This window comes from Pseudomonas sp. FG6 (genome assembly GCF_057809015.1).
The window spans coordinates 50706-72144 of sequence record NZ_JBMDJD010000006.1; the positions used below are offsets into that span (position 1 = coordinate 50706).

At 61.5% G+C, this 21439-nt stretch carries 17 protein-coding genes; 13 read left to right on the plus strand and 4 right to left on the minus strand.

Annotation, left to right across the window (positions count from 1 at the left end; all coding sequences use genetic code 11):
* Positions 1 to 20: 20 nt before the first annotated feature.
* Positions 21 to 662 (plus strand): oxidoreductase, encoded by a 642-nt coding sequence (locus ACODSJ_RS05615; protein WP_489100791.1) that lies wholly within the window; start codon positions 21 to 23, stop codon positions 660 to 662.
* Positions 663 to 833: 171 nt separating this feature from the next.
* On the opposite strand, the gene ACODSJ_RS05620 is transcribed toward ACODSJ_RS05615, so the two are convergent.
* The 4 genes from ACODSJ_RS05620 to ACODSJ_RS05635 all read right to left on the minus strand — a co-directional run bounded on the left by ACODSJ_RS05620 (position 834) and on the right by ACODSJ_RS05635 (position 5290).
* Positions 834 to 1118 (minus strand): YceK/YidQ family lipoprotein, encoded by a 285-nt coding sequence (locus ACODSJ_RS05620; protein ID WP_489100792.1) that lies wholly within the window; start codon positions 1116 to 1118, stop codon positions 834 to 836.
* Positions 1111 to 1758, minus strand: coding sequence for a flavin prenyltransferase UbiX (ubiX, locus tag ACODSJ_RS05625; protein WP_489100793.1), 648 nt, complete (start codon positions 1756 to 1758; stop codon positions 1111 to 1113). The genes ACODSJ_RS05620 and ubiX overlap by 8 nt, the downstream gene beginning before the upstream one ends.
* On the minus strand, positions 1755 to 3104 hold the full coding sequence (gene mpl, locus ACODSJ_RS05630; RefSeq protein WP_489100794.1) for a UDP-N-acetylmuramate:L-alanyl-gamma-D-glutamyl-meso-diaminopimelate ligase: 1350 nt from the start codon (positions 3102 to 3104) through the stop codon (positions 1755 to 1757). The genes ubiX and mpl overlap by 4 nt, the downstream gene beginning before the upstream one ends.
* A gap of 278 nt (positions 3105 to 3382) precedes the next feature.
* The gene (locus ACODSJ_RS05635) at positions 3383 to 5290 is read right to left on the minus strand and encodes a sigma-54-dependent Fis family transcriptional regulator (RefSeq protein ID WP_489100795.1); all 1908 of its coding nucleotides are present in this window, start codon (positions 5288 to 5290) and stop codon (positions 3383 to 3385) included.
* 470 nt (positions 5291 to 5760) lie between these two features.
* Here ACODSJ_RS05635 and exaC point away from each other — a divergent pair, with 470 nt between their 5' ends.
* From exaC to ACODSJ_RS05695, 12 genes are all read left to right on the plus strand, one after another.
* A complete protein-coding gene (gene exaC, locus ACODSJ_RS05640) occupies positions 5761 to 7281 on the plus strand; it encodes an acetaldehyde dehydrogenase ExaC (protein ID WP_489100796.1) in 1521 nt (506 codons plus the stop codon).
* Between the two features lie 275 nt (positions 7282 to 7556).
* Positions 7557 to 8927, plus strand: coding sequence for an ethanolamine permease (eat, locus tag ACODSJ_RS05645; RefSeq protein WP_489100797.1), 1371 nt, complete (start codon positions 7557 to 7559; stop codon positions 8925 to 8927).
* Positions 8928 to 9020: 93 nt separating this feature from the next.
* Positions 9021 to 10415 carry an ethanolamine ammonia-lyase subunit EutB gene (locus ACODSJ_RS05650; RefSeq protein ID WP_489100798.1) on the plus strand — a complete coding sequence of 465 codons (1395 nt, stop codon included), beginning with the start codon at positions 9021 to 9023 and terminating at the stop codon, positions 10413 to 10415.
* Between the two features lie 11 nt (positions 10416 to 10426).
* Positions 10427 to 11251, plus strand: coding sequence for an ethanolamine ammonia-lyase subunit EutC (eutC, locus tag ACODSJ_RS05655; protein ID WP_489100799.1), 825 nt, complete (start codon positions 10427 to 10429; stop codon positions 11249 to 11251).
* 107 nt (positions 11252 to 11358) lie between these two features.
* Positions 11359 to 11820, plus strand: coding sequence for a GNAT family N-acetyltransferase (locus ACODSJ_RS05660; RefSeq protein ID WP_489100800.1), 462 nt, complete (start codon positions 11359 to 11361; stop codon positions 11818 to 11820).
* A gap of 429 nt (positions 11821 to 12249) precedes the next feature.
* Complete coding sequence (locus ACODSJ_RS05665; protein WP_489100801.1) at positions 12250 to 12897, plus strand: DedA family protein; 648 nt, start codon at positions 12250 to 12252, stop codon at positions 12895 to 12897.
* Between the two features lie 6 nt (positions 12898 to 12903).
* Positions 12904 to 13725: a M90 family metallopeptidase gene (locus ACODSJ_RS05670; RefSeq protein ID WP_489100802.1), complete on the plus strand. Its 822-nt coding sequence runs from the start codon at positions 12904 to 12906 to the stop codon at positions 13723 to 13725.
* A gap of 102 nt (positions 13726 to 13827) precedes the next feature.
* Positions 13828 to 14355 (plus strand): inorganic diphosphatase, encoded by a 528-nt coding sequence (gene ppa / locus ACODSJ_RS05675; protein ID WP_007990564.1) that lies wholly within the window; start codon positions 13828 to 13830, stop codon positions 14353 to 14355.
* A gap of 195 nt (positions 14356 to 14550) precedes the next feature.
* Positions 14551 to 15282 (plus strand): LexA family transcriptional regulator, encoded by a 732-nt coding sequence (locus ACODSJ_RS05680; RefSeq protein ID WP_489100803.1) that lies wholly within the window; start codon positions 14551 to 14553, stop codon positions 15280 to 15282.
* A gap of 602 nt (positions 15283 to 15884) precedes the next feature.
* On the plus strand, positions 15885 to 18380 hold the full coding sequence (locus tag ACODSJ_RS05685) for a type I restriction-modification system subunit M (RefSeq protein ID WP_489100804.1): 2496 nt from the start codon (positions 15885 to 15887) through the stop codon (positions 18378 to 18380).
* Positions 18373 to 19740 carry a restriction endonuclease subunit S gene (locus ACODSJ_RS05690; RefSeq protein ID WP_489100805.1) on the plus strand — a complete coding sequence of 456 codons (1368 nt, stop codon included), beginning with the start codon at positions 18373 to 18375 and terminating at the stop codon, positions 19738 to 19740. The genes ACODSJ_RS05685 and ACODSJ_RS05690 overlap by 8 nt, the downstream gene beginning before the upstream one ends.
* 1 nt (position 19741) lies before the next feature.
* Positions 19742 to 21394, plus strand: a complete 1653-nt coding sequence (locus ACODSJ_RS05695; RefSeq protein WP_489100806.1) for an ATP-binding protein — start codon at positions 19742 to 19744, stop codon at positions 21392 to 21394.
* The last annotated feature ends 45 nt before the right edge of the window (positions 21395 to 21439 follow it).

Below are 21439 nucleotides of genomic sequence, written 5' to 3' on the forward strand. Positions count from 1 at the left end.
CGTATCAAGGGGGAAACACTATGTACTTGACGCCTCAGCATGTTTTGCTCGCCGGCGCCACCGGGCTGACCGGGGAACACCTACTGGACCGGCTGCTCAACGAGCCGACCATCACCCGGGTACTGGCGCCCTCCCGCCGGCCACTGGCCGTGCACCCACGACTGGAAAACCCGGTCGGCGAACCGGACCAGGTCCTGCCCCGGCTCGGCGGCCAGGTGGACATCGCCTTCTGCTGCCTGGGCACGACGCTCAAGAAGGCCGGCTCTGAATCCGCCTTCCGGGCGGTGGACCTGGACCTGGTCGTGGCCTTCGCCAAGCGCGCCCGGGAACTGGGCGCACGGCACCTGGTTGTGATCAGCGCATTGGGGGCCGACCGGCGATCATCGGTCTTCTACAACAAGGTCAAAGGCGAAATGGAGGCGGCGCTCAAGGCCCAAGGCTGGCCGCAATTGACCATTTGCCGTCCTTCCCTGCTACTGGGCGAACGCGTCGAACCGCGCCTGGCCGAGCAACTGGCCGGTCCGTTGTCGAAGCTGATCCCGGGCAAATACCACGGCATCGAAGCCTGCCAACTGGCCCGCGCCATGTGGCGCCTGGCGCTGGAAGAGCAGGATGGGGTGCGGGTGGTGGAGTCGGATGAGTTGCGTAAGCTGGGCAAATAATTGCTCGCGATGGGCTCATCCCCGATCCAAAGCCAAACCCCTATTGTGGCGAGGGAGCTTGCTCCCGCTGGGGTGCGAAGCAGCCCCAAGCTTTTCAAGCTGAAACCCAAGGCGACTGCTGCGCAGTCGAGCGGGAGCAAGCTCCCTCGCCACGGGGTTTGGCGGTGTTTGTTACAACCCGCCCGTGGCCTGAAACCCCACCCCCATCGCCGTAAACAACGACAACGGCAACAACAAGGTATCGAGCAGTGCACTGCCTGGCAGATCGATGCCCGGGTAACTTGGCGCCTCGGCACCGAAGCGGTCCTTGGCGCAGCAGCCGCCGTTCAGGGCATAAAGGTCCAGGCGCGTGCCCGCATACACCACTGGCGCACCGGGCTTGGCGGCGTCGAGGGTGCGGGCGGTGGCGCAGCCGGTCAGTTGCAGCGCCAGTACCACCATCAGCAGCTTATTCATCGCTGCTCAAATGATGCTCGCCCCAGCGCGGCAACATGTCCTGGGGAATGTTCAGCAGGTTGAGGATCCGCGCGACGACGAAATCGATCAGGTCATCGATGGTCTGCGGCTGGTGATAAAACCCCGGCGAGGCCGGCAGGATGGTCACGCCCATGTTCGACAGCTTGAGCATGTGCTCCAGGTGAATGCTCGAATACGGCGCTTCACGCGGCACCAGGATCAACTGCCGGCGCTCCTTGAGCGTCACGTCCGCCGCCCGCTCGATCAGGTTGTTGCAGGCCCCGGTGGCAATCGCCGACAACGTCCCGGTGGAACACGGCACCACCACCATCGCTGCCGGCGCACCGGAGCCCGAGGCCACCGGCGACATCCAGTCTTCCTTGCCGTACACGCGGATCTGCCCCGCCGCCGCCCCGGTGTATTCGGTGAGGAAGGCCTGCATCATCTGGGTCTTGGCCGGCAGGGTCACGTCGGTCTCGGTGGCCATCACCAATTGCGCCGCCTTGGAGATGAGGAAATGCACCTCGCGGTCTTCGCGCACCAGGCAATCGAGCAGGCGCAAGCCGTACTGGGCGCCAGACGCACCCGTCATCGCCAGCGTGATGCGTTCGGGCCCGTTGCTCTCCAGGCGCGTGTTCATTTCAGCGCCTCGGCGAGTTTGCCGTGCAGGCCGCCGAAGCCGCCGTTGCTCATGATCACCACGTGGGTGCCGGGCTGGGCCTGGCTCTTCACGCGTTCGATGATGCCTTCCAGCGAATCGCTGACAATCGACGGCACCGTGCACAACGCGGCGGTGGCGCCCAGGTCCCAACCGAGGTTGGCCGGCGAATACCAGATCACCTGGTCGGCATCGACCACGCTTTCCGGCAGGCCGTCACGGTGGGCGCCGAGCTTCATGGAATTGGAGCGTGGCTCAATGATCGCGATCAACGGGGCATCGCCGATGCGCTTGCGCAAACCGTCGAGGGTGGTGGCGATGGCGGTTGGGTGGTGGGCGAAGTCGTCATAAATGGTGATGCCCTTCACCTCGGCGACTTTTTCCATCCGCCGCTTCACGCTCTTGAACGCGCTCAACGCGGCGATGCCCATGGACGGCACCACGCCGACGTGACGGGCCGCTGCCAGGGTCGCCAGGGCGTTGGCGACGTTGTGCTGACCGGTCAGGTCCCATTCCACCACGCCTTGGGACTGGCCTTCGAACATCACTTCGAACTGCGACGCATCGTCCTTGAGCAACTTCACCTGCCACTGCCCGCCCGCGCCAGTGGTCTGCACCGGGGTCCAGCAGCCCATCTCGATCACGCGCTGCAAGGCCGGCTCGGTGGTCGGGTGAATGACCAGGCCTTCGCTCGGAATGGTGCGCACCAAATGATGGAATTGCCGCTCGATGGCCGCCAGATCCGGGAAGATATCCGCGTGATCGAACTCAAGGTTGTTGAGGATCGCGGTGCGTGGACGGTAGTGGACGAATTTCGAGCGCTTGTCGAAAAACGCGCTGTCATATTCGTCGGCCTCGATCACGAAGAACGGCGTGCCGCCCAGGCGCGCCGACACCGAGAAGTTCTGCGGCACGCCGCCGATCAAGAAGCCCGGGCTCATACCCGCGTGCTCCAGCACCCAGGCGAGCATGCTGCTGGTGGTGGTCTTGCCGTGCGTGCCGGCCACGGCCAGGACCCAACGGCCCTGCAACACATGATCGGCCAGCCACTGCGGCCCGGAGACGTAGGGCAGGCCCTTGTTGAGCACGTACTCCACCGCCAGGTTGCCACGGGACATGGCGTTGCCGATGACCACCAGGTCCGGCGCCGGATCCAGCTGCGCCGGGTCGTAGCCCTGGGTCAGTTCAATGCCCTGGGCCTCCAATTGAGTGCTCATCGGTGGGTAGACGTTGGCGTCGGAACCGGTCACGTGATGACCCAGCTCCTTGGCCAGGACCGCCATCGAACCCATGAAAGTGCCGCAGATACCGAGAATATGGATGTGCATAGTCGACCTCGTAAAACATGGCCGCAGGTTAGCGTAGGGAGGGGGAAATCGCACCTTGTGTTTGAACCTGGTACACAGTTGATGCGCGCACCCGGCTTTGGTGGCGAGGGAGCTTGCTCCCGCTCGACTGCGCAGCAGTCGCCCTCGTTTTTGGGTGGAAAGGAAAGCTTGGGGGCTGCTGCGCAGCCCAGCGGGAGCAAGCTCCCTCGCCACAACAGCAATCCACAGTCAGCAGTCAGCAGTCAGCAGTCAGCAGTCAGCAGTCAGCAGTCAGCAATTCAACGAGCAATCGCGTGCTTGCGCAGCTTCCTGTACAGGGTATTGCGGCTGATCCCCAGTTGTTCGGCGGTGTTGGTCATGTGCCAGCGCGTCTGTTCCAGCGCATTGAGCAATGCCAGTCGCTCCGCATCTTCCAGCGGATGGTCAGATACGGGGGCTTCCTCCAACACTGGACGCACCTGGCGAATCATCGCCGGCAAGTCCTCCAGGCCAATCCGCCCGTCCTCGCACAATGCCGCCAGGGTCCGCAGCACGTTGCGCAGTTGCCGCACGTTGCCCGGCCAATCGAACGCCAGCAGCGCCCGGCGCGCCGGTTCATCGAGGGTGACCTGCTCGCTGCCGCTTTCTTCCGCCAGCAGGAAATCCAGCAACTGCGACTTGTCGCTGCGTTCGCGCAACGCCGGCAAGGGGATTTCCAGGCCGTTGAGCCGGTAGTACAAATCCTCGCGGAAACTGCCGTCCTGCACCCGTTCAAGCAGTTGCCGGTGGGTGGCGCTGATGATGCGCACGTTCACGGCTTCGGCTTCGCCGCCAATCGGCACCACCTGGCGATCTTCCAGCACCCGCAGCAAACGGGTCTGCAAGGCCAGGGGCATGTCGCCGATCTCGTCGAGGAACAGCGTGCCGCCGTCGGCCTGTTGCAGCTTGCCGCGCATGCCTTCCTTGCGGGCACCGGTGAAACTGCCGCCGCGGTAACCGAACAGCTCGCTTTCGATCAGGCTTTCCGGGATGGCCGCACAATTGAGGGCGACGAATTGCTTGCCGGCCCGCTGGCTGGCGAGGTGCACGGCCTTGGCAAAGGCCTCCTTGCCGGAGCCGGTTTCGCCGTGGATCAGCAGCGGCACATCGCGCTCGAACACCCGCAGCGCCTTGCGAAAATGCTCCTGCAACGCCGCATCCCCCAGGCAGATACCTGGCAGGCGGGCCGGTTCGAGGGCTTTAAGCGCCGGAACGACCGGCACCGGCACGCTGCGCGGCTGCCCGCGCAAGACGGCAAACAAGTGCCGACCGTCACGGGTGCGCAACGGCCAACTCGCGCTGGCCTGGGCACTGGCCCGGCCCAACAACTCGTCCAGGGAACAATCAAAAAAGTCTTCCACCCGTTGGCCCAGCAAACCGCCGCGCAGATGCCCGAGCAGGTTCAACGCGCTTTGGTTCACGGCACTGATCCGCCCTTCGCCGTCGAACGCCAGCAGCCCCTCGCTGAACAACCCCACGGACTCGGCCTGCAAGTGGAAGCGCAACAGCCATTGATTGTCGAAGCAACGCAGGAAGTAGCAGCTCTCGATCATCTTTGCCGAGAGATTGACCAGCGCCATGGTGTGGAATTGGCTCTGGCGCGACACGTCCGGCCGGGCCGAGGACACGTCGAGCACCGCCAGCAACTCGCCGTGGGGGTCGAACACCGGGCTCGCCGAGCAGGTCAGGCCGGTGTGACGGCCGCGAAAGTGTTCTTCTTGATGGATGGTCAGGGCCTGGCGCTCCACCAAACAGGTGCCGATGCCGTTGGTGCCCTCGCAGGACTCACTCCAATCGGCGCCGAGCCACAGGCCGGCCCGCTCGAAAATCTTGCGCTCGCTGGGGGCGGTGACGCAGTTGAGGATCACGCCGCGCGCGTCGGTGAGCAGCACCGCATGCCCGGCACCGGAAAGTTGCTGGTGCAGGCTGGTCATTTCGGTACCGGCGATGTGCAACACCTGTTGCAGGCGCTCGCGACTTTCCAATATCCGGCCATGCTCAAGCACCGTCGGTGCGAGGTTCTGCGCCGGGTCGAGGTGGTAATCCTCCAGGCAGCGCAGCCAGGAACGAGCAATCGACGGATCACTGCCGGGGCCTTGCAGGTGGGCCTTGCCCTGGGTGACCGTGAGGACCTGCTGGGCATGGCGACTTAAGTGGTTGCTGTGCATTTCTTATTATTCTCCCGAAGGACCTTTTGGACCTGCAGACACATTACCCGTGGCGAGGGAGCTTGCTCCCGCTGGGCTGCGCAGCAGCCCCAAAGCTTGAGCACGCGGTACATCAGGCTAGGCGAATTGGCTTTGGGGGACCGCTTCGCGGTCCAGCGGGAGCAAGCTCCCTCGCCACAAAAGCGGTTCGTCCATCGCCCTCGCCATCGAAGGCCAGCATCCTCCAGCCCAACAACCTTTGCAATGCTGGCGCGACCCGGCAGTCACAGACTGTCTCACCGATGGCACAAAGTGTCACATTCCCTGTATCGCAATCGTCACGACTGGCCTCCATTTATCCAATGAACTCCTCCTAAAGTCTTGATTTCCGGGCCCTGCAAGGCAATGGCCCGACCTTTGCTCTACGCTTGAATACCGGCGCTCAATTTTGCGCGGCCTCCCGTATAAGCACAAAAGCCAAGGAGAACATCATGCGTTACGCTCACCCCGGTACCGAAGGCGCTATCGTTTCGTTCAAGAGCAAATACGGTAACTACATCGGCGGCGAATTCGTCGCGCCGGTCAAAGGTCAGTACTTCACCAATACTTCCCCGGTCAATGGCCAGCCCATTGCCGAATTCCCGCGCTCCACGGCCGAAGACATCGAGAAAGCCCTCGACGCCGCCCACGCTGCCGCCGATGCCTGGGGCGCGACCTCGGTCCAGGCCCGTTCGCTGATCCTGCTGAAAATCGCCGACCGCATCGAAGCCAACCTCGAAACCCTGGCGATCACCGAATCCTGGGACAACGGCAAGGCCGTGCGCGAAACCCTCAACGCCGACATCCCCCTGGCCGCCGACCACTTCCGCTACTTCGCCGGTTGCCTGCGGGCCCAGGAAGGCAGCGCCGCCGAGATCGACGGCAACACCGTGGCCTACCACATCCATGAACCGCTGGGCGTGGTCGGGCAGATCATCCCGTGGAACTTCCCGCTGCTGATGGCCGCCTGGAAACTCGCCCCGGCCCTGGCCGCCGGCAACTGCGTGGTGCTCAAGCCCGCCGAGCAAACCCCGCTGGGCATCTGCGTACTCATGGAACTGATCGGCGACCTGCTGCCGCCGGGCGTGCTGAACGTGGTGCAAGGTTTCGGCAAAGAAGCCGGTGAGGCCCTGGCCACCAGCAAGCGCATCGCCAAGATTGCCTTCACCGGTTCCACGCCGGTGGGCTCGCACATCATGAAATGCGCCGCCGAGAACATCATCCCGTCCACCGTGGAACTGGGCGGCAAGTCGCCGAACATCTTCTTCGAAGACATCATGCAGGCCGAGCCGAGCTTCATCGAAAAAGCCGCCGAAGGCCTGGTGCTGGCGTTCTTCAACCAGGGCGAAGTCTGCACCTGCCCATCCCGCGCCCTGGTGCAAGAGTCGATCTACGACGAATTCATGCAAGTGGTGATGAAGAAGATCGAGCAGATCAAGCGCGGCGACCCGCTGGACACCGACACCATGGTCGGCGCCCAGGCGTCCGAGCAGCAATTCGACAAGATCCTCTCCTACCTGGAAATCGCCAAGGGCGAAGGCGCACAGCTGCTGACCGGCGGCGCGGTGGAAAAACTCGAAGGCAACCTGGCCAGCGGTTATTACATCCAGCCGACCCTGCTCAAGGGCACCAACAAGATGCGCGTGTTCCAGGAAGAAATCTTCGGCCCAGTGGTGAGCATCACCACCTTCAAGGACGAAGCCGAAGCCCTGGCGATCGCCAACGACACCGAGTTCGGCCTCGGCGCCGGCCTGTGGACCCGCGACATCAACCGCGCCTACCGCATGGGCCGGGCGATCAAGGCCGGTCGCGTCTGGACCAACTGCTACCACCTGTACCCGGCGCACGCCGCGTTCGGTGGCTACAAGAAGTCCGGCGTGGGTCGTGAAACCCACAAGATGATGCTCGACCACTACCAGCAGACCAAGAACCTGCTGGTGAGCTACGACATCAATCCGTTGGGGTTCTTCTAAGCCATTGGGGCCAGGCAGGTCATTTTGCCTGGCCCTTTAGATAGCTATCGTCGGATCGCCGCCCGGAGCAGGCTCGCTCCCACAGGGATTTGTGGGTCACTCCACTTTCTGTGGATTGAACAGTTCCCCCTGTGGGAGCGAGCCTGCTCGCGATAGCGCCCTCACCGACACCATCAAACTATCGCCCCAACGCTCTGGCATGAGCCTTGCGTGCCCGCTCCACAGCAATCCCGAAAGTCCAACAGATCAAACAATAAAAAAGACAGAGAGGACTTATGACTTCTACTACCCAACTCAAACCCACACTCGGCACCCTGCATTTATGGGGCATTGCCGTCGGCCTGGTGATCTCCGGCGAGTATTTCGGCTGGAGCTACGGCTGGGGTACCGCAGGCACCCTGGGCTTCCTCGTCACCGCCCTCATGGTGGCGCTGATGTACACCTGCTTCATCTTCAGTTTCACCGAGCTGACCACCGCAATTCCCCATGCCGGCGGGCCTTTCGCCTACAGCCGACGGGCATTCGGTGAGAAAGGCGGGTTGATCGCCGGGATCGCCACGCTGATCGAATTCGTCTTTGCCCCACCGGCCATCGCCATGGCCATCGGCGCCTACCTCAACGTGCAATACCCGGAACTGGACCCCAGGCTCGCCGCCGTCGGCGCGTACATCGTGTTCATGACCCTGAACATCCTCGGCGTCAGCATCGCCGCGGCGTTCGAGCTGGTGGTCACGGTACTGGCAGTGGCCGAGTTGCTGGTGTTCATGGGCGTGGTCGCACCGGGCTTCAGCTTCAGCAACTTCGTGCTCAACGGCTGGTCGGGTTCCAATGAATTCACCCTCGCGTCGATCCCGGGCATTTTCGCAGCGATCCCCTTCGCAATCTGGTTCTTCCTCGCCATCGAAGGCGCGGCCATGGCCGCCGAAGAAGCCAAGGACCCGAAACGCACCATTCCCCGCGCCTACGTCAGCGGCATCCTGACCCTGGTGTTCCTGGCCATCGGCGTGATGATCATGGCCGGCGGCGTGGGCGACTGGCGCACCCTGTCGAACATCAACGACCCGCTGCCCCAAGCGATGAAGGCCGTGGTCGGCAACAACTCGACCTGGATGCACATGCTGGTGTGGATCGGCCTGTTCGGCCTGGTGGCGAGTTTCCACGGGATCATCCTCGGCTACTCGCGCCAGTTCTTCGCCCTGGCCCGGGCCGGCTACCTGCCGCGCGGGCTGGCGAAACTGTCGCGCTTCCAGACGCCGCACCGGGCGATCCTGGCCGGCGGCGTGATCGGCATCGCGGCGATCTACAGCGACGGCCTGGTGAACCTGCAGGGCATGAGCCTGACGGCGGCGATGATCACCATGTCGGTGTTCGGCGCCATCGTGATGTACATCATCAGCATGCTCAGCCTGTTCCGCTTGCGTAAGGTCGAACCGAACCTGGAACGTACCTTCCGCGCGCCGGGCTACCCGATCGTGCCGGGCATTGCGCTGTTTTTGGCGGTGGTCTGCCTGGTGGCGATGGCCTGGTTCAACACCTTGATCGGCCTGGTGTTCCTGGGCTTCATGATTGTCGGCTACCTGTACTTCCAACTGACCGCCAAGCAACGCTCCAGCGCTCCGGTGGACGCTATGCTCACAGGTATCTGAAGTGCACCGGCGCCGGGCCTGTTGCCCGGTGCCTGCCATATAGAAGTGCACTGTGTATGTGAGTTATCCAGAGAACCAAGAGGACACCGCCCCATGGCCGCATTCGCCCATACCGTCGGCGCCCAGACCTACCGCTTCGACAGCCTCAAAGACCTGATGGCCAAGGCCAGCCCGGCGCGTTCCGGGGATTTTCTGGCCGGTGTCGCGGCGCTCAACGATGGCGAGCGCGTGGCCGCACAAATGGCCCTGGCCGACTTGCCCCTCAGCCATTTCCTGCAAGAAATGCTGATCCCTTACGAGGCCGACGAAGTCACCCGGCTGATCGTCGACACCCACGATAAATACGCCTTCGCCGCCGTCAGCCACCTCACCGTTGGCAGTTTTCGCGACTGGCTGCTCAGCGACGCCGCCGATGAACACAGCCTGCGCGCCCTCGCCCCGGGCCTGACCCCGGAAATGGCCGCCGCCGTGTCGAAAATCATGCGCGTGCAGGACCTGGTGCTGGTGGCGCAGAAAATCCGCGTGGTCACCAAGTTCCGCGGCACCCTGGGCCTGCGCGGGCGCCTGTCCACGCGCCTGCAACCCAACCACCCTACAGATGAGCCCGCCGGGATCGCCGCGAGCATCCTCGACGGCCTGCTCTACGGCAACGGCGACGCCATGATCGGCATCAACCCGGCCACCGACAGCACTGCCTCGATCTGCGCCATGCTGGAAATGCTCGACGCCATCATCCAGCGCTACGACATCCCGACCCAAGGCTGCGTGCTGACCCACGTCACCACCTCCATCGAAGCGGCCAACCGCGGCGTGCCCCTGGACCTGGTGTTCCAATCCATCGCCGGCACCGAAGCGGCCAACGCCAGTTTCGGCATCAACCTCAACGTGCTGAAAGAAGGCTACGATGCCGGGCTCAGCCTCAATCGCGGCACCCTCGGCAACAACCTGATGTATTTCGAAACCGGCCAGGGCAGCGCGCTGTCGGCCAACGCCCACCACGGTGTCGATCAACAGACCTGCGAAACCCGGGCCTACGCCGTGGCACGCCATTTCAAGCCGTTCCTGGTGAACACGGTTGTAGGATTCATCGGCCCGGAATACCTGTACAACGGCAAACAGATCATCCGCGCCGGCCTCGAAGACCACTTCTGCGGCAAGTTGCTGGGCGTGCCGATGGGCTGTGACATTTGCTACACCAACCACGCCGAAGCCGACCAGGACGACATGGACACCCTGCTGACCCTGCTGGGCGTGGCCGGGATCAACTTCATCATGGGCATTCCCGGCTCCGACGACATCATGCTCAACTACCAGACCACCTCGTTCCACGACGCCCTTTACGCCCGCCAGACCCTGGGCCTGAAGCCGGCGCCAGAGTTCGAACAGTGGCTGGCGAACATGGGCATCTTCACCCAGGCCGACGGCCGGGTGCGGTTCGGCGACAACCTGCCACCGGCGTTTCGTCACGCCTTGGCTAACCTGGGATGAGTGACCTGACGATGGACAAAGAAACTGTCGATTCGCAAAACCCTTGGCTGAACCTGCGCAACCTGACCCCGGCGCGCATCGCCCTGGGCCGCACCGGCACCAGCCTGCCCACCCAGGCCCAACTGGACTTCCAATACGCCCACGCCCAGGCCCGCGACGCCGTGCACCTGGCATTCGACCACCCGGGCCTGCGCGCGCAACTGGCCGAACGCGGCCGCGAAAGCTTGTTGCTGCACAGCGCCGCCGCCGACCGCCACAGCTACCTGCAACGTCCGGACCTGGGCCGACGCCTGGACGAAGCCTCGGCGCAGGCGTTGGACAACTACGCAGCGGCCCACCCCGGCGGCGTGGACTTGGCCATTGTGGTGGCCGACGGCCTGTCGGCGCTGGCGGTGCATCGGCATACGCTGCCGTTCCTGGCGCGGCTGGAAGAACAGATCGCCGCCGAAGGCTGGTCGGTTTCGCCGGTCATCCTGGTGGAACAAGGCCGCGTCGCCGTGGCCGATGAAGTGGCCGAGCGCTTCGGCGCGAAAATGTCGGTGATCCTCATCGGTGAACGCCCTGGTCTCAGCTCTCCAGACAGCCTGGGGCTGTACTTCACCTATAATCCCAAGGTCGGTCTGACCGATGCGTATCGCAACTGCATCTCTAACGTCCGGCTCGAAGGTTTGAGTTATGGCATGGCAGCCCATCGCTTGGTCTACCTGATGCGCGAGGCCTGCCGCCGGCAGCTCTCGGGTGTCAATTTGAAGGACGAGGCCCAGGTTCACACTCTAGAGTCGGAAAACGGCGCTGATATGAAAGGTAATTTCCTACTGATGCCGCCCCAAAGCTGATCCGTTTGTCCGATTGCGTTTCTGATCCGCTTTCAGGCAGCATCAAAAGCACGGCAGCGCGCCGTTGTTGTCAGACTCTATGTCGACCTTTGCAAGCGAGACCTGCCATGCGGATTATTCAAGCGACCCTGGAACACCTGGACCTGCTGACCCCATTGTTCGTCAAATACCGGGAATTCTACGGCTCACTGCCTTACCCGGACTCTTCCCGGGCGTTCCTCGAAAAGCGCCTGCGCCGCAAGGAGTCGGTGATCTACTTGGCCCTGCCCGATGACGACGACCAGAAACTGCTGGGCTTCTGCCAGCTCTACCCGAGCTTCTCGTCGCTGTCGCTCAAGCGCGTGTGGATCCTCAACGACATCTACGTCGCCGAAGACGCCCGCCGCCAACTGGTCGCCGACCACCTGATCCGCACCGCAAAAAAAATGGCCAAGGAAACCAACGCCGTACGCATGCGCGTCTCCACCAGCAGCAACAACGCAGTGGCGCAGAAAACCTACGAATCGATTGGCTTTAAAGAAGACACCGAGTTCAAGAACTACGTGTTGCCGATCAGCGAAGGGATCTGAGCCAGTTACTACGGACTGATCGTTCTGTGGGAGCAAAGCTTGCTCGCGATAGCGGTTTGTCAGGCGACATCAATACTGTCTGCCCCGCCGCCATCGCGAGCAAGCAGGCATATCCATGGGAGATATATCCATAGGAGATAGATCTGTGGGAGATAGATCTGTGGGAGCAAAGCTTGCTCGCGACAGCGGTCTGTCAGCCGCTTCAATGTTGAATGAATAACCACCATCGCGAGCAAGCTTTGCTCCCACAGGTGTTTCACCCCAAGGCAACACACCGAAATCCCCCGCTACAAACTCAACACGCGCTTCACAATCCACCCCGTATAATGCCGCTCTCCCCGGCTTGTAAGAAAAAGCTACAAACCCTGTAGCCTCTCCAAGCCAGACCCACAAGCCTGCCGAGTCGGGCCGCCAGCACAGGTGCATTACATGGATTTCAACCCCCTCGACCTCATCCTGCATCTCGACGTGTACCTCGACATGCTGGTCACCAACTACGGCACCTGGATCTACGCCATCCTGTTTTTGGTGATCTTCTGCGAAACCGGCCTGGTGGTAATGCCGTTCCTGCCCGGCGACTCCCTGCTGTTCATCGCCGGCGCCGTGGCCGCCGGTGGCGCCATGGACCCGCTGCTGCTGGGTGGCCTGTTGATGCTCGCGGCGATCCTCGGCGACAGCACCAACTACCTCATCGGCCGCACCGTCGGCGAAAAACTGTTCAGCAACCCCAACTCGAAAATCTTCCGCCGCGACTACCTGCAACAAACCCACGACTTCTACGACAAACACGGCGGCAAAACCGTGACCCTGGCGCGCTTCCTGCCGATCATCCGCACCTTCGCGCCTTTCGTGGCCGGCGTCGGCAAAATGCCCTACGCACGCTTCCTGGGCTTCAGCGTCCTCGGCACCATGCTGTGGGTCGGTGGCCTCGTCACCCTGGGCTACTTCTTCGGCAACGTACCGTTCATCAAGAAAAACCTGTCGCTGCTGGTGGTGGGCATCATCTTCGTATCGCTGCTGCCGATGATCATCAGCCTGGTGCGCAGCAAACTGAACCAGCGCGCCTCGAAAGCCTGATCACCCATGTGGTCCCTGAGCAATTGGCGCCGCCGACGCACCCTCGCCAAACACCCCGTGGCCGAGGACACCTGGCAGCGAGTGCGCCAACACCTGAGCTTCCTCGACGGCCTCAGCGCCGCCGAGGACCAATGGCTGCGCGAAGCCTGCGTCCTGTTCCTGCACGACAAACACCTCACCGCCCTGCCCGGCGTCGAACTGCACCAGGAACAACGCCTGCTGCTCGCCGCCCAGGCCCAATTGCCGTTGATGCACCTGGGCGAGCTGAACTGGTACCAGGGCTTCCACGAAATCGTCCTCTACCCCGACGACTTCCTCAGCCCCCAACGCCATCGCGACGCCAGCGGCATCGAACACGAATGGGACGGCGAACACAGCGGCGAAGCCTGGCCCCAAGGCCCGATCATCCTGGCCTGGGACGGCGTGATGGCCAGCGGCGGCTGGGACGGCTACAACCTGGTGATCCACGAACTGGCGCACAAACTCGACATGCTCAACGGCGACGCCAACGGCCTGCCACCGCTGCACGCCGACATGCGCGTCAGCGACTGGGCCGAGGCCATGCAACACGCCTTCGACGACCTCAACCGCCAACTCGACCACAACCCGGACACCGAAACCGCCATCGACCCCTACGCCGCGGAAAACCCGGCGGAATTCTTCGCCGTCACCAGCGAATACTTCTTCAGCGCCCCGGACCTGCTGCACCAGGCCTATCCGAAGGTCTACGCGCAACTCATGGCGTTCTACCGCCAGGATCCGTTGGCCCGGCTGCGGCAACTTCAAGCGCAAGATCCGGTCTATCAGGCGTCATACCAAAGTCTCTAAGACCCTGAGCACATGGCAACAGCGGCCGAATATGCCTATAATCGCCGCCACTTTTTGGTCAATCCGACCAGTCACCTGGTCATCTAACGGGGGCACCGCCCAATGAGCTACAGCAAGATTCCGGCTGGCAAAGACCTGCCGAACGACATCTACGTCGCGATCGAAATCCCGGCCAACCACGCCCCGATCAAATACGAAATCGACAAGGACAGCGACTGCCTGTTCGTTGACCGTTTCATGGCCACCCCAATGTTCTACCCGGCCAACTACGGTTACATCCCTAACACCCTGGCCGACGACGGCGACCCCCTCGACGTGCTGGTCGTGACCCCTTACCCAGTGGCCCCAGGCTCGGTTATCCGCGCCCGTCCAGTCGGCATCCTGAACATGACCGACGACGGCGGCGGCGACGCCAAAGTCATCGCCGTACCCCACGACAAACTGTCGCAACTGTACGTCGACGTGAAGGAATACACCGACCTGCCAGCCCTGCTGATCCAGCAGATCGAGCACTTCTTCGCGAACTACAAAGACCTGGAAAAAGGCAAGTGGGTCAAGATCGAAGGCTGGGCCGGCGCAGACGCCGCCCGCGAAGCGATCACCAAGTCGGTTGCCGCCTACAAAGGCTGAAACTGAATTGAAGAAGAACCCCGGCATGCACCGGGGTTTTTTTATACCTGAATAAAAGTTAATACAAAGATGTATTGGCAGCGTTTAATTGCGTTTACCACTCTCAATTCAAATCCCGCAAACGGAAAGATCATCTTATAAATTTGAACGACTTGTTTATTGCCGAAAACAGCCTCGCCCCTAAACTTTCCGTTTATGAAAATGATCTCCAGTGGCGACCGCTTCAGAGCCCTCCTTAAAGAAGCCCACATCCGATCCGCCGACTTCGCGAAGTTGTACGGCGTGAAATCGCAGCACGTGAACAACTGGTTCAACCGTGGCATCCCACCGGGACGCATCCACTCCATCGCCAGCCTGCTGACGGTCAGCCCACAGTGGCTCGCCACCGGCGAAGGCCCTCAAACCCCACTGGGCCTGGGGCCTGGCACCACCTACGAAGCCGCCGAAGACCAAGGCGTCTACAGCGTCCCGGAAACCACGGACATCGAACTGCCTTTCTACAAGGAAGCCCCCATCGCGCCCGGCGAACCCGACACCCACATCATCGAAATCCCCGAACTCGCCATCCGCCTGCCCCGCAGCCACCTCGAAACCCTGGAAATCGACCCCAGCGACGCCATCTGCACCACCATGGTCGGCGACAGCATGGCCGAACGCATCGAAGACGGCTCCACCCTCGCCATCGACCGCGGCCTGACCCACATCGTCGACGGCCAAATCTACGCCCTCGAACACGACGGCATGCTCCGCATCAAATACCTGCACCGCGTTCCCGGTAACCGACTGCGCCTGCGTAGCCACAACAATACGGCGTACCCCGACGAGGTTTTCAGTGCCGAACAGATCGATGCGCAAAACATCCGGGTGATTGGGTGGGTGTTCTGGTGGTCCACGCTGAACAAGCAGAGGCCGCCGCTGTACGAATGAGCAACCCAGATAGAAAGACCATGGCAGGCGCTCCGTATAACGAGAAGGCTCCATCTGGCTAAGAGCCCCTTATGGCGAGAAGCTCCATATGGTGAGGACTCCCCTTGTGGCGAGAAGCTTTTGTGGCGAGGGGATTTATCCCCGCTGGGCTGCGCAGCAGCCCCCTACTCTCCCCCTGAACAACCCCTAACCCAATGATTCCACACCACTTACCCCTGGGCTTCCAAAGCAAACCCGAGTATCCTGCGCCCCACATTCGCGAGCCCAAGCCTCGCACCGACAAGGCAGATCACTTTCTGACCAAGTCCCACAGCCGGCCGCAAGAGCCGGGTGTACGTTTTGAAGGCTGGTGAGGTTTGTCAAAAACGAACTGAATCAGTCAACGAGAAGCCGGCCAAAAGCCGGCTTTTTAATGTCTGAAATCTCTAGTTACCTTCGCAGCGACGGCATTCAAGCGTCCGGACATCCAGTCTTGCGCCGCCCAACCTGCCCCATGTACAACCGAGTCTGCTCAGTGCCGAGCCTGGATTGGGATACAATCCCCGGCATTTAATACCATCAGGATCAGCATCCGTTCCTGAGTGTCCAGAAGAGATTCCGCAATGCCCCTCACGCTGCAACAACTGGAACGCCATCTGTTCAAGGCTGCCGATATTCTGCGCGGCAAGATGGATGCCTCGGAGTTCAAGGAATACATTTTTGGCATGCTGTTCCTCAAGCGTTGCTCCGACGTATTCGAAGAGCGCTATGAACAGGTGGTTGCCGATCAGATAAATGCCGGCATGAGTAAATCCGAGGCATGTGCCATGGCGGAAAATCCGCGCTGGTACAAGCTTCATGGCAATTTCTGGGTGCCCATCCATTCGCGATTCTGGTACGTACTCAACGAAGCGCACATCAATGTCGGCGATCTGTTGAACAAGGCGCTGGCCGGCATCGAGGGCAACAATGCGGACCTGGAAGGGGTGCTGGAGCACATCGACTTCACCCGCAAGGTCGGCCAGAGCAAGATTCCCGATCAGAAGCTGCGCCAGCTCATCACCCACTTCGGTGAGGTGCGTCTGCGCAACAGCGACTTCGAGTTCCCCGACTTGCTCGGCGCCGCCTACGAGTACCTGATCGGCGAGTTCGCCGACTCGGCCGGCAAGAAGGGCGGCGAGTTTTATACACCGCGCGCGGTAGTGCGGTTGATGGTTCACCTGCTCAAGCCACGCCTCGAACACGACATCTACGACCCGTGTTGTGGCTCGGGCGGCATGTTGATTGCCGCCAAGGAATACATGGACGAGCACGGCGAAGACGGTCGCAAGGCCAATCTGTTCGGCCAGGAATTCAACGGCACCGTCTGGTCCATCGCACGGATGAACATGCTGTTGCATGGCATCAGCGGCAACGGGCTGGAGAACGAAGATACCTTGGCCAACCCACGGCATATCGAAGGCGGCGAACTGCGCCGCTTCGACCGCATCCTCACCAACCCGCCGTTCTCCATCAACTGGGGCCATACCGAGAAAAATCCGGATGACAGCCTGGCCTGGAATCCTACTTTCCGCGAGCAGCGCTTCCGCTTCGGTGAGGTGCCACTGGGCTCGAAAAAAGCCGACCTGATGTTCCTCCAGCACATGCTCGCCGTAACCCACGACGAGGGCATGATCGCTACCGTATTGCCCCACGGCGTGCTGTTCCGGGGCGGTGAGGAACGCGGCATCCGCGCTGGCATTATCGAGAACGACCTGCTCGAAGCCGTGATCGGCCTGCCGGCCAACCTGTTCTATGGCACCGGTATTCCCGCCTGCATCCTGATCCTGCGCCAACAAAAGCAGGAAGGCGCCAACCGTGTCAGCGCCAAGCCTGTCGAGCGCCAGAGCAAGGTGCTGTTTATCAATGCCGACCGCGAATACTTTGAGGGCCGTGCGCAGAACTACCTGTTGCCCGAGCACATCGAGAAGATCACTACCGCCTTCGATGAGTTTCGCCAGATCGACGGCCTCAGCGACGTGGTGGATATCGCCACCCTGCGCGACAATGATTACAACCTGAATATCCGCCGCTATGTGGATAACGCACCGCCACCCGAGCCGCATGATGTGCGTGCCCACCTGCTGGGCGGGGTGCCCAAAGCCGAAGTCGAAGCGAAAGCTTCGCTATTTGCCGCCCATGGCGTCGATCCGCAGGACCTCTTCGTGGCGCGCGACGCGCAGTATTTCGACTTTCGCACCGAGCTGAATCGCCGAGCCGACCTCAAGCCGGCCATAGAAGGCAACGTCGGTCTGCAGGCCAAGGAAACCGCCCTGCGTGAAGCCTTCGAGACTTGGTGGCACATACACAGTCCACGTATCACCGCTCTTGCTGGGAAGCAGGAAAACAGCGCCGCGCTGGTCGAGTTGCGCAGCGAACTGCTAGCAAGCTTTAGCCAGACGCTGGAAGGCATCGGTCTGCTTGACCCCTTCCAGGTCCGGGGCATCGTCGCCGGCTTCTGGTACCAGAGTAAATACGATTTCCTCGGCCTGATGGCCCGCGGCATCCGGGGCGTGATTGACGCCTGGCGCACCAGCATCATCACCGCCCTGGAAGACAAGACCAGCAAGCAAAGCCCGCTGGAGCACAAGCTGGTGAGATTCCTGCTTGGTGATTTCGTTGCCGAGTTGGCCGAGCTGGAAGCGAAAAAGGTCGAGCTGGATAGTCAGCTCAAGGCCGCCACTCCAGCTAAAGGGGAAGGGGCTGACGAGGCCGACAGCGCAGCATATGTCGACGAAGAGGAAAACCCTGTCGACGAAGCGCAGCTCAAGGCCTGGAAGGCCGAGCTGGTAAAGGTGAAGCAACAGCTCAAGTCTCTGCAGGAAAACTTCGCCACCCATCTGAACCAGGCGGTCGACGGCCTGGACGAGGAGCAGGCCGCCGAACTGCTGTTGACCATCCTGCACAACGATATGCAGGCCATCGTTGAGCGCTATATCGCGGCCCAACGCAAGCTAATCGTCGCTGCCTTCGAAAACTGGTGGGATAAATACCGAGTAACGCTGAACGAGATAGAACAGAAACGCGATGCGGCGGCGCAGGCACTGCAAGGATTCTTGAAGGGGCTGGGGTATGTCTGAGCAAGAGTTCCTACCTTTGGAAATCTCGATACCCAATCAGGCAGGATGGCCAAAAAAGAAGCTCGATGAACTGTGCAGCCTGATTTCCCGAGGCACGGCACCGGTTTATGTGGAGGGCAGCAGCGTTTTGGCCATCGGTCAGCGGTGTGTCACCACATCTCGCTTCGCTCCTGAGTTTGCCCGCCCTCATGCAGATCGAGCGATGCGTAATGTGCTGCGCCCGGAGTCTGGTGATGTCCTGCTGAACTCTACCGGCACAGGGACTATTGGCCGATCGGTTGTATTCGATCATGACGCGGTCTTTATTGTTGACGGGCATGTCACCGTGCTTCGGCCAAGGGCTGAAGCCGCTGATGGAAGATGGCTCAATGCCGTGCTGCGTACGTCTTGGGGACAGAGCCACCTTGAGCGATTTTGCTACGCTGGATCGACCAATCAGTTAGAGCTAAGCCGTAAACCTGTTAAAGCAAGCGCGCTTCCTGTTCCAACAGTTCAGGAGCAGCAAGGAATTGCCCATATCCTCGATATCTTCGACACCGCCATTCGCGAAACCGAGACGTTAATCGGCAAGCTTAAGGCCGTCAAGCAGGGCCTGCTGCACGACCTGCTGACCCGAGGCATCGACGCCAACGGCCAATTGCGCCCAGCGCAGAGCGAAGCGCCCCAGCTCTACAAGAAGTCACCGTTGGGACTGATTCCGAGGGAATGGGATTTACGATCAATCTCTGCATTGCTTACTGACATCGAGGCGGGAAAAAGCCCGAACTGCTCCGATACTCCAGCTCCCTCTGGAAATTGGGGCGTACTGAAGGTGAGCGCTGTTCATCCCGACGGATTCCGGTCTGACCAAAACAAGCTTGTAGAGCATGCATCTCTTGTTAATCCTGCTTATGAGGTGCACTCAGGCGATCTCTTGATTACGCGTGCAAATACTCCCGAACTTGTTGGAATGGCATGTCTGGTAGAAGAGCCACAACCAAAATTAATGCTCTGCGACAAGACGCTGCGCTTGTTGGTAAATGATGGCATGGCTTCGAAGGAGTATTTATTTCTTTGCTTGCAACAGCCGTATGTCCGGTCTCAGATTGAGATTTCAGCAACTGGCACCAGCATGAGCATGAAGAACATCAGTCAATCGGCTATCCGAAACTTGCTCGTGGCTGTCGCTCCCTTGCAGGAGCAAAAAGAGATCAGTGATCGGACCAAGGCCTTGGCCTCTAAGCTCCGGCAAGAACTGGCCATGCTTGAAAAACTAAAACAGGAAAAAAACGGCCTGATGGATGACCTACTGACCGGCCGTGTGCGTGTCACTCCGTTGTTGGAGTCAACGCAGCTAACTGCTGCCCCTACGGAAGCCTGACATGCCCCAGCGCCTGCCACCTCGCGAATCCCTCACCGTCGAATTCAAGAGCGACCGCAGCAAGCTCCCCGACCGCGAACTAATCGAAGCGCTGGTCTGCTTGGCAAATGCCGAAGGCGGCGAGCTATGGCTAGGTGTCGAGGACGACGGCACTCCCACCGGCCTGCATCCCGAGCATCGCCTGCTGGAGGGCCTGGCCGGCATGATCGCAGCGCGCACCTCGCCATCGCTGAACGTACAGGCCGAGGCGGTCGACCTGGATGGTGTGACCGTGGCGCGTATCCATGTGCCCAAAACCCAGGGCGAGGTAGCCACCACCAGCGGCGTCTACCTGCGCCGTCGCTTGAAGCACGATGGCACCCCCGAATGCATAGCCATGCTGCCCCATGAGCGCAGCAGCCGCGCAGGCAGCTTCGGCCTGCTCGATGTCTCCGCCCAGCCAGTAGCCGGCGCCACCCTGGCCGATCTCGACCCGCTGGAGCGTGAGCGCCTGCGCCAAGCAGTGCAGCAATACGGCGGCGACCGCGTGCTGCTGGAACTGGACGACGAAGCCCTGGATGGCGCACTGCTGCTCACTGCGCGCCAGCCGGACGGTACGCGCGTGCCGACCCTTACAGGCCTGCTACTGATCGGCCGAGAAACCTCCCTGCGCCAGTTGGTGCCCACCCATGAGTTCGCTTTCCAGGTGCTGGCCCAGCAGGCAGTGCGCTTCAACGAGTTTCGCCGCTTTCCATTGCTCAAGGCACTGGACTGGCTGGAAACCAACTTTCGCCCCTACAACCCCGAGGAAGAACTACAGGTCGGCCTATTCCGCGTGCCGGTGCCTAAGGTCGACCTCGGCGCCTTCCGTGAAGCCGTAGCCAATGCCTTGGTCCACCGTGACTACCACGGCCGGGGCGCGGTGCATGTGCGCCTGGAAGACGATGCCCTAGTGGTCAGCAACCCCGGTGGCCTGGTCGATGGCGTGACCCTGGCCAACCTGCTGGTGACCGAACCGCGCCCGCGCAACCCGGCGCTGGCCGACGCCATGAAGCGTGTCGGCGTGGTCGAACGCTCCGGCCGAGGCGTGGACAAGATTTTTCGCGGTATGCTCAAATTCGGCCGACCGGCCCCAGACTACAGCTACACCACCGCCCAGAGCGTGGTGCTGCGCCTGCCCACAGCCGAGGCCGACCTGGACTTCCGCCGCTTGGTAGTCGAGCACGAGCGCGCCACCAACGCCGAGCTGCCCATCGACAGCCTGATCGCCCTCGCCGCCCTGCGAGAGACCAAGCGCGTCACGGCCGACGAACTGGCCGTACAGATCCAGCGCGACACCGCCAGCGCCAAACGCACCCTGGAAGCCCTGACCGAAGCCGGCTTGGTGGAGGCTCACGGTTCTACCCGAGGGCGCAGCTATACGCTGTCGGCCAGCCTGTACCAGGCCGTAGGCGACAAGGCCGGTTATACCCGCCAGGCAGGCTTCACACCCATTCAACATGAGCAAATGGTGCTGAACTATGTGCAGCAGCATGGGCAGATTCAGCGCGCTGAAGTAATGGATCTTTGCCGGCTCTCGCCTGATCAGGCGGCAAAACTGCTCAAGCGCATGAAAGATAAGGGTGCACTGATACAGCAGGGTGAACGACGCTGGTCGGTCTATAAGCTCGGCTAAAAATTCTATGAGCCGCTATGAGCCGCTATGAGCCTGTATGAGCCC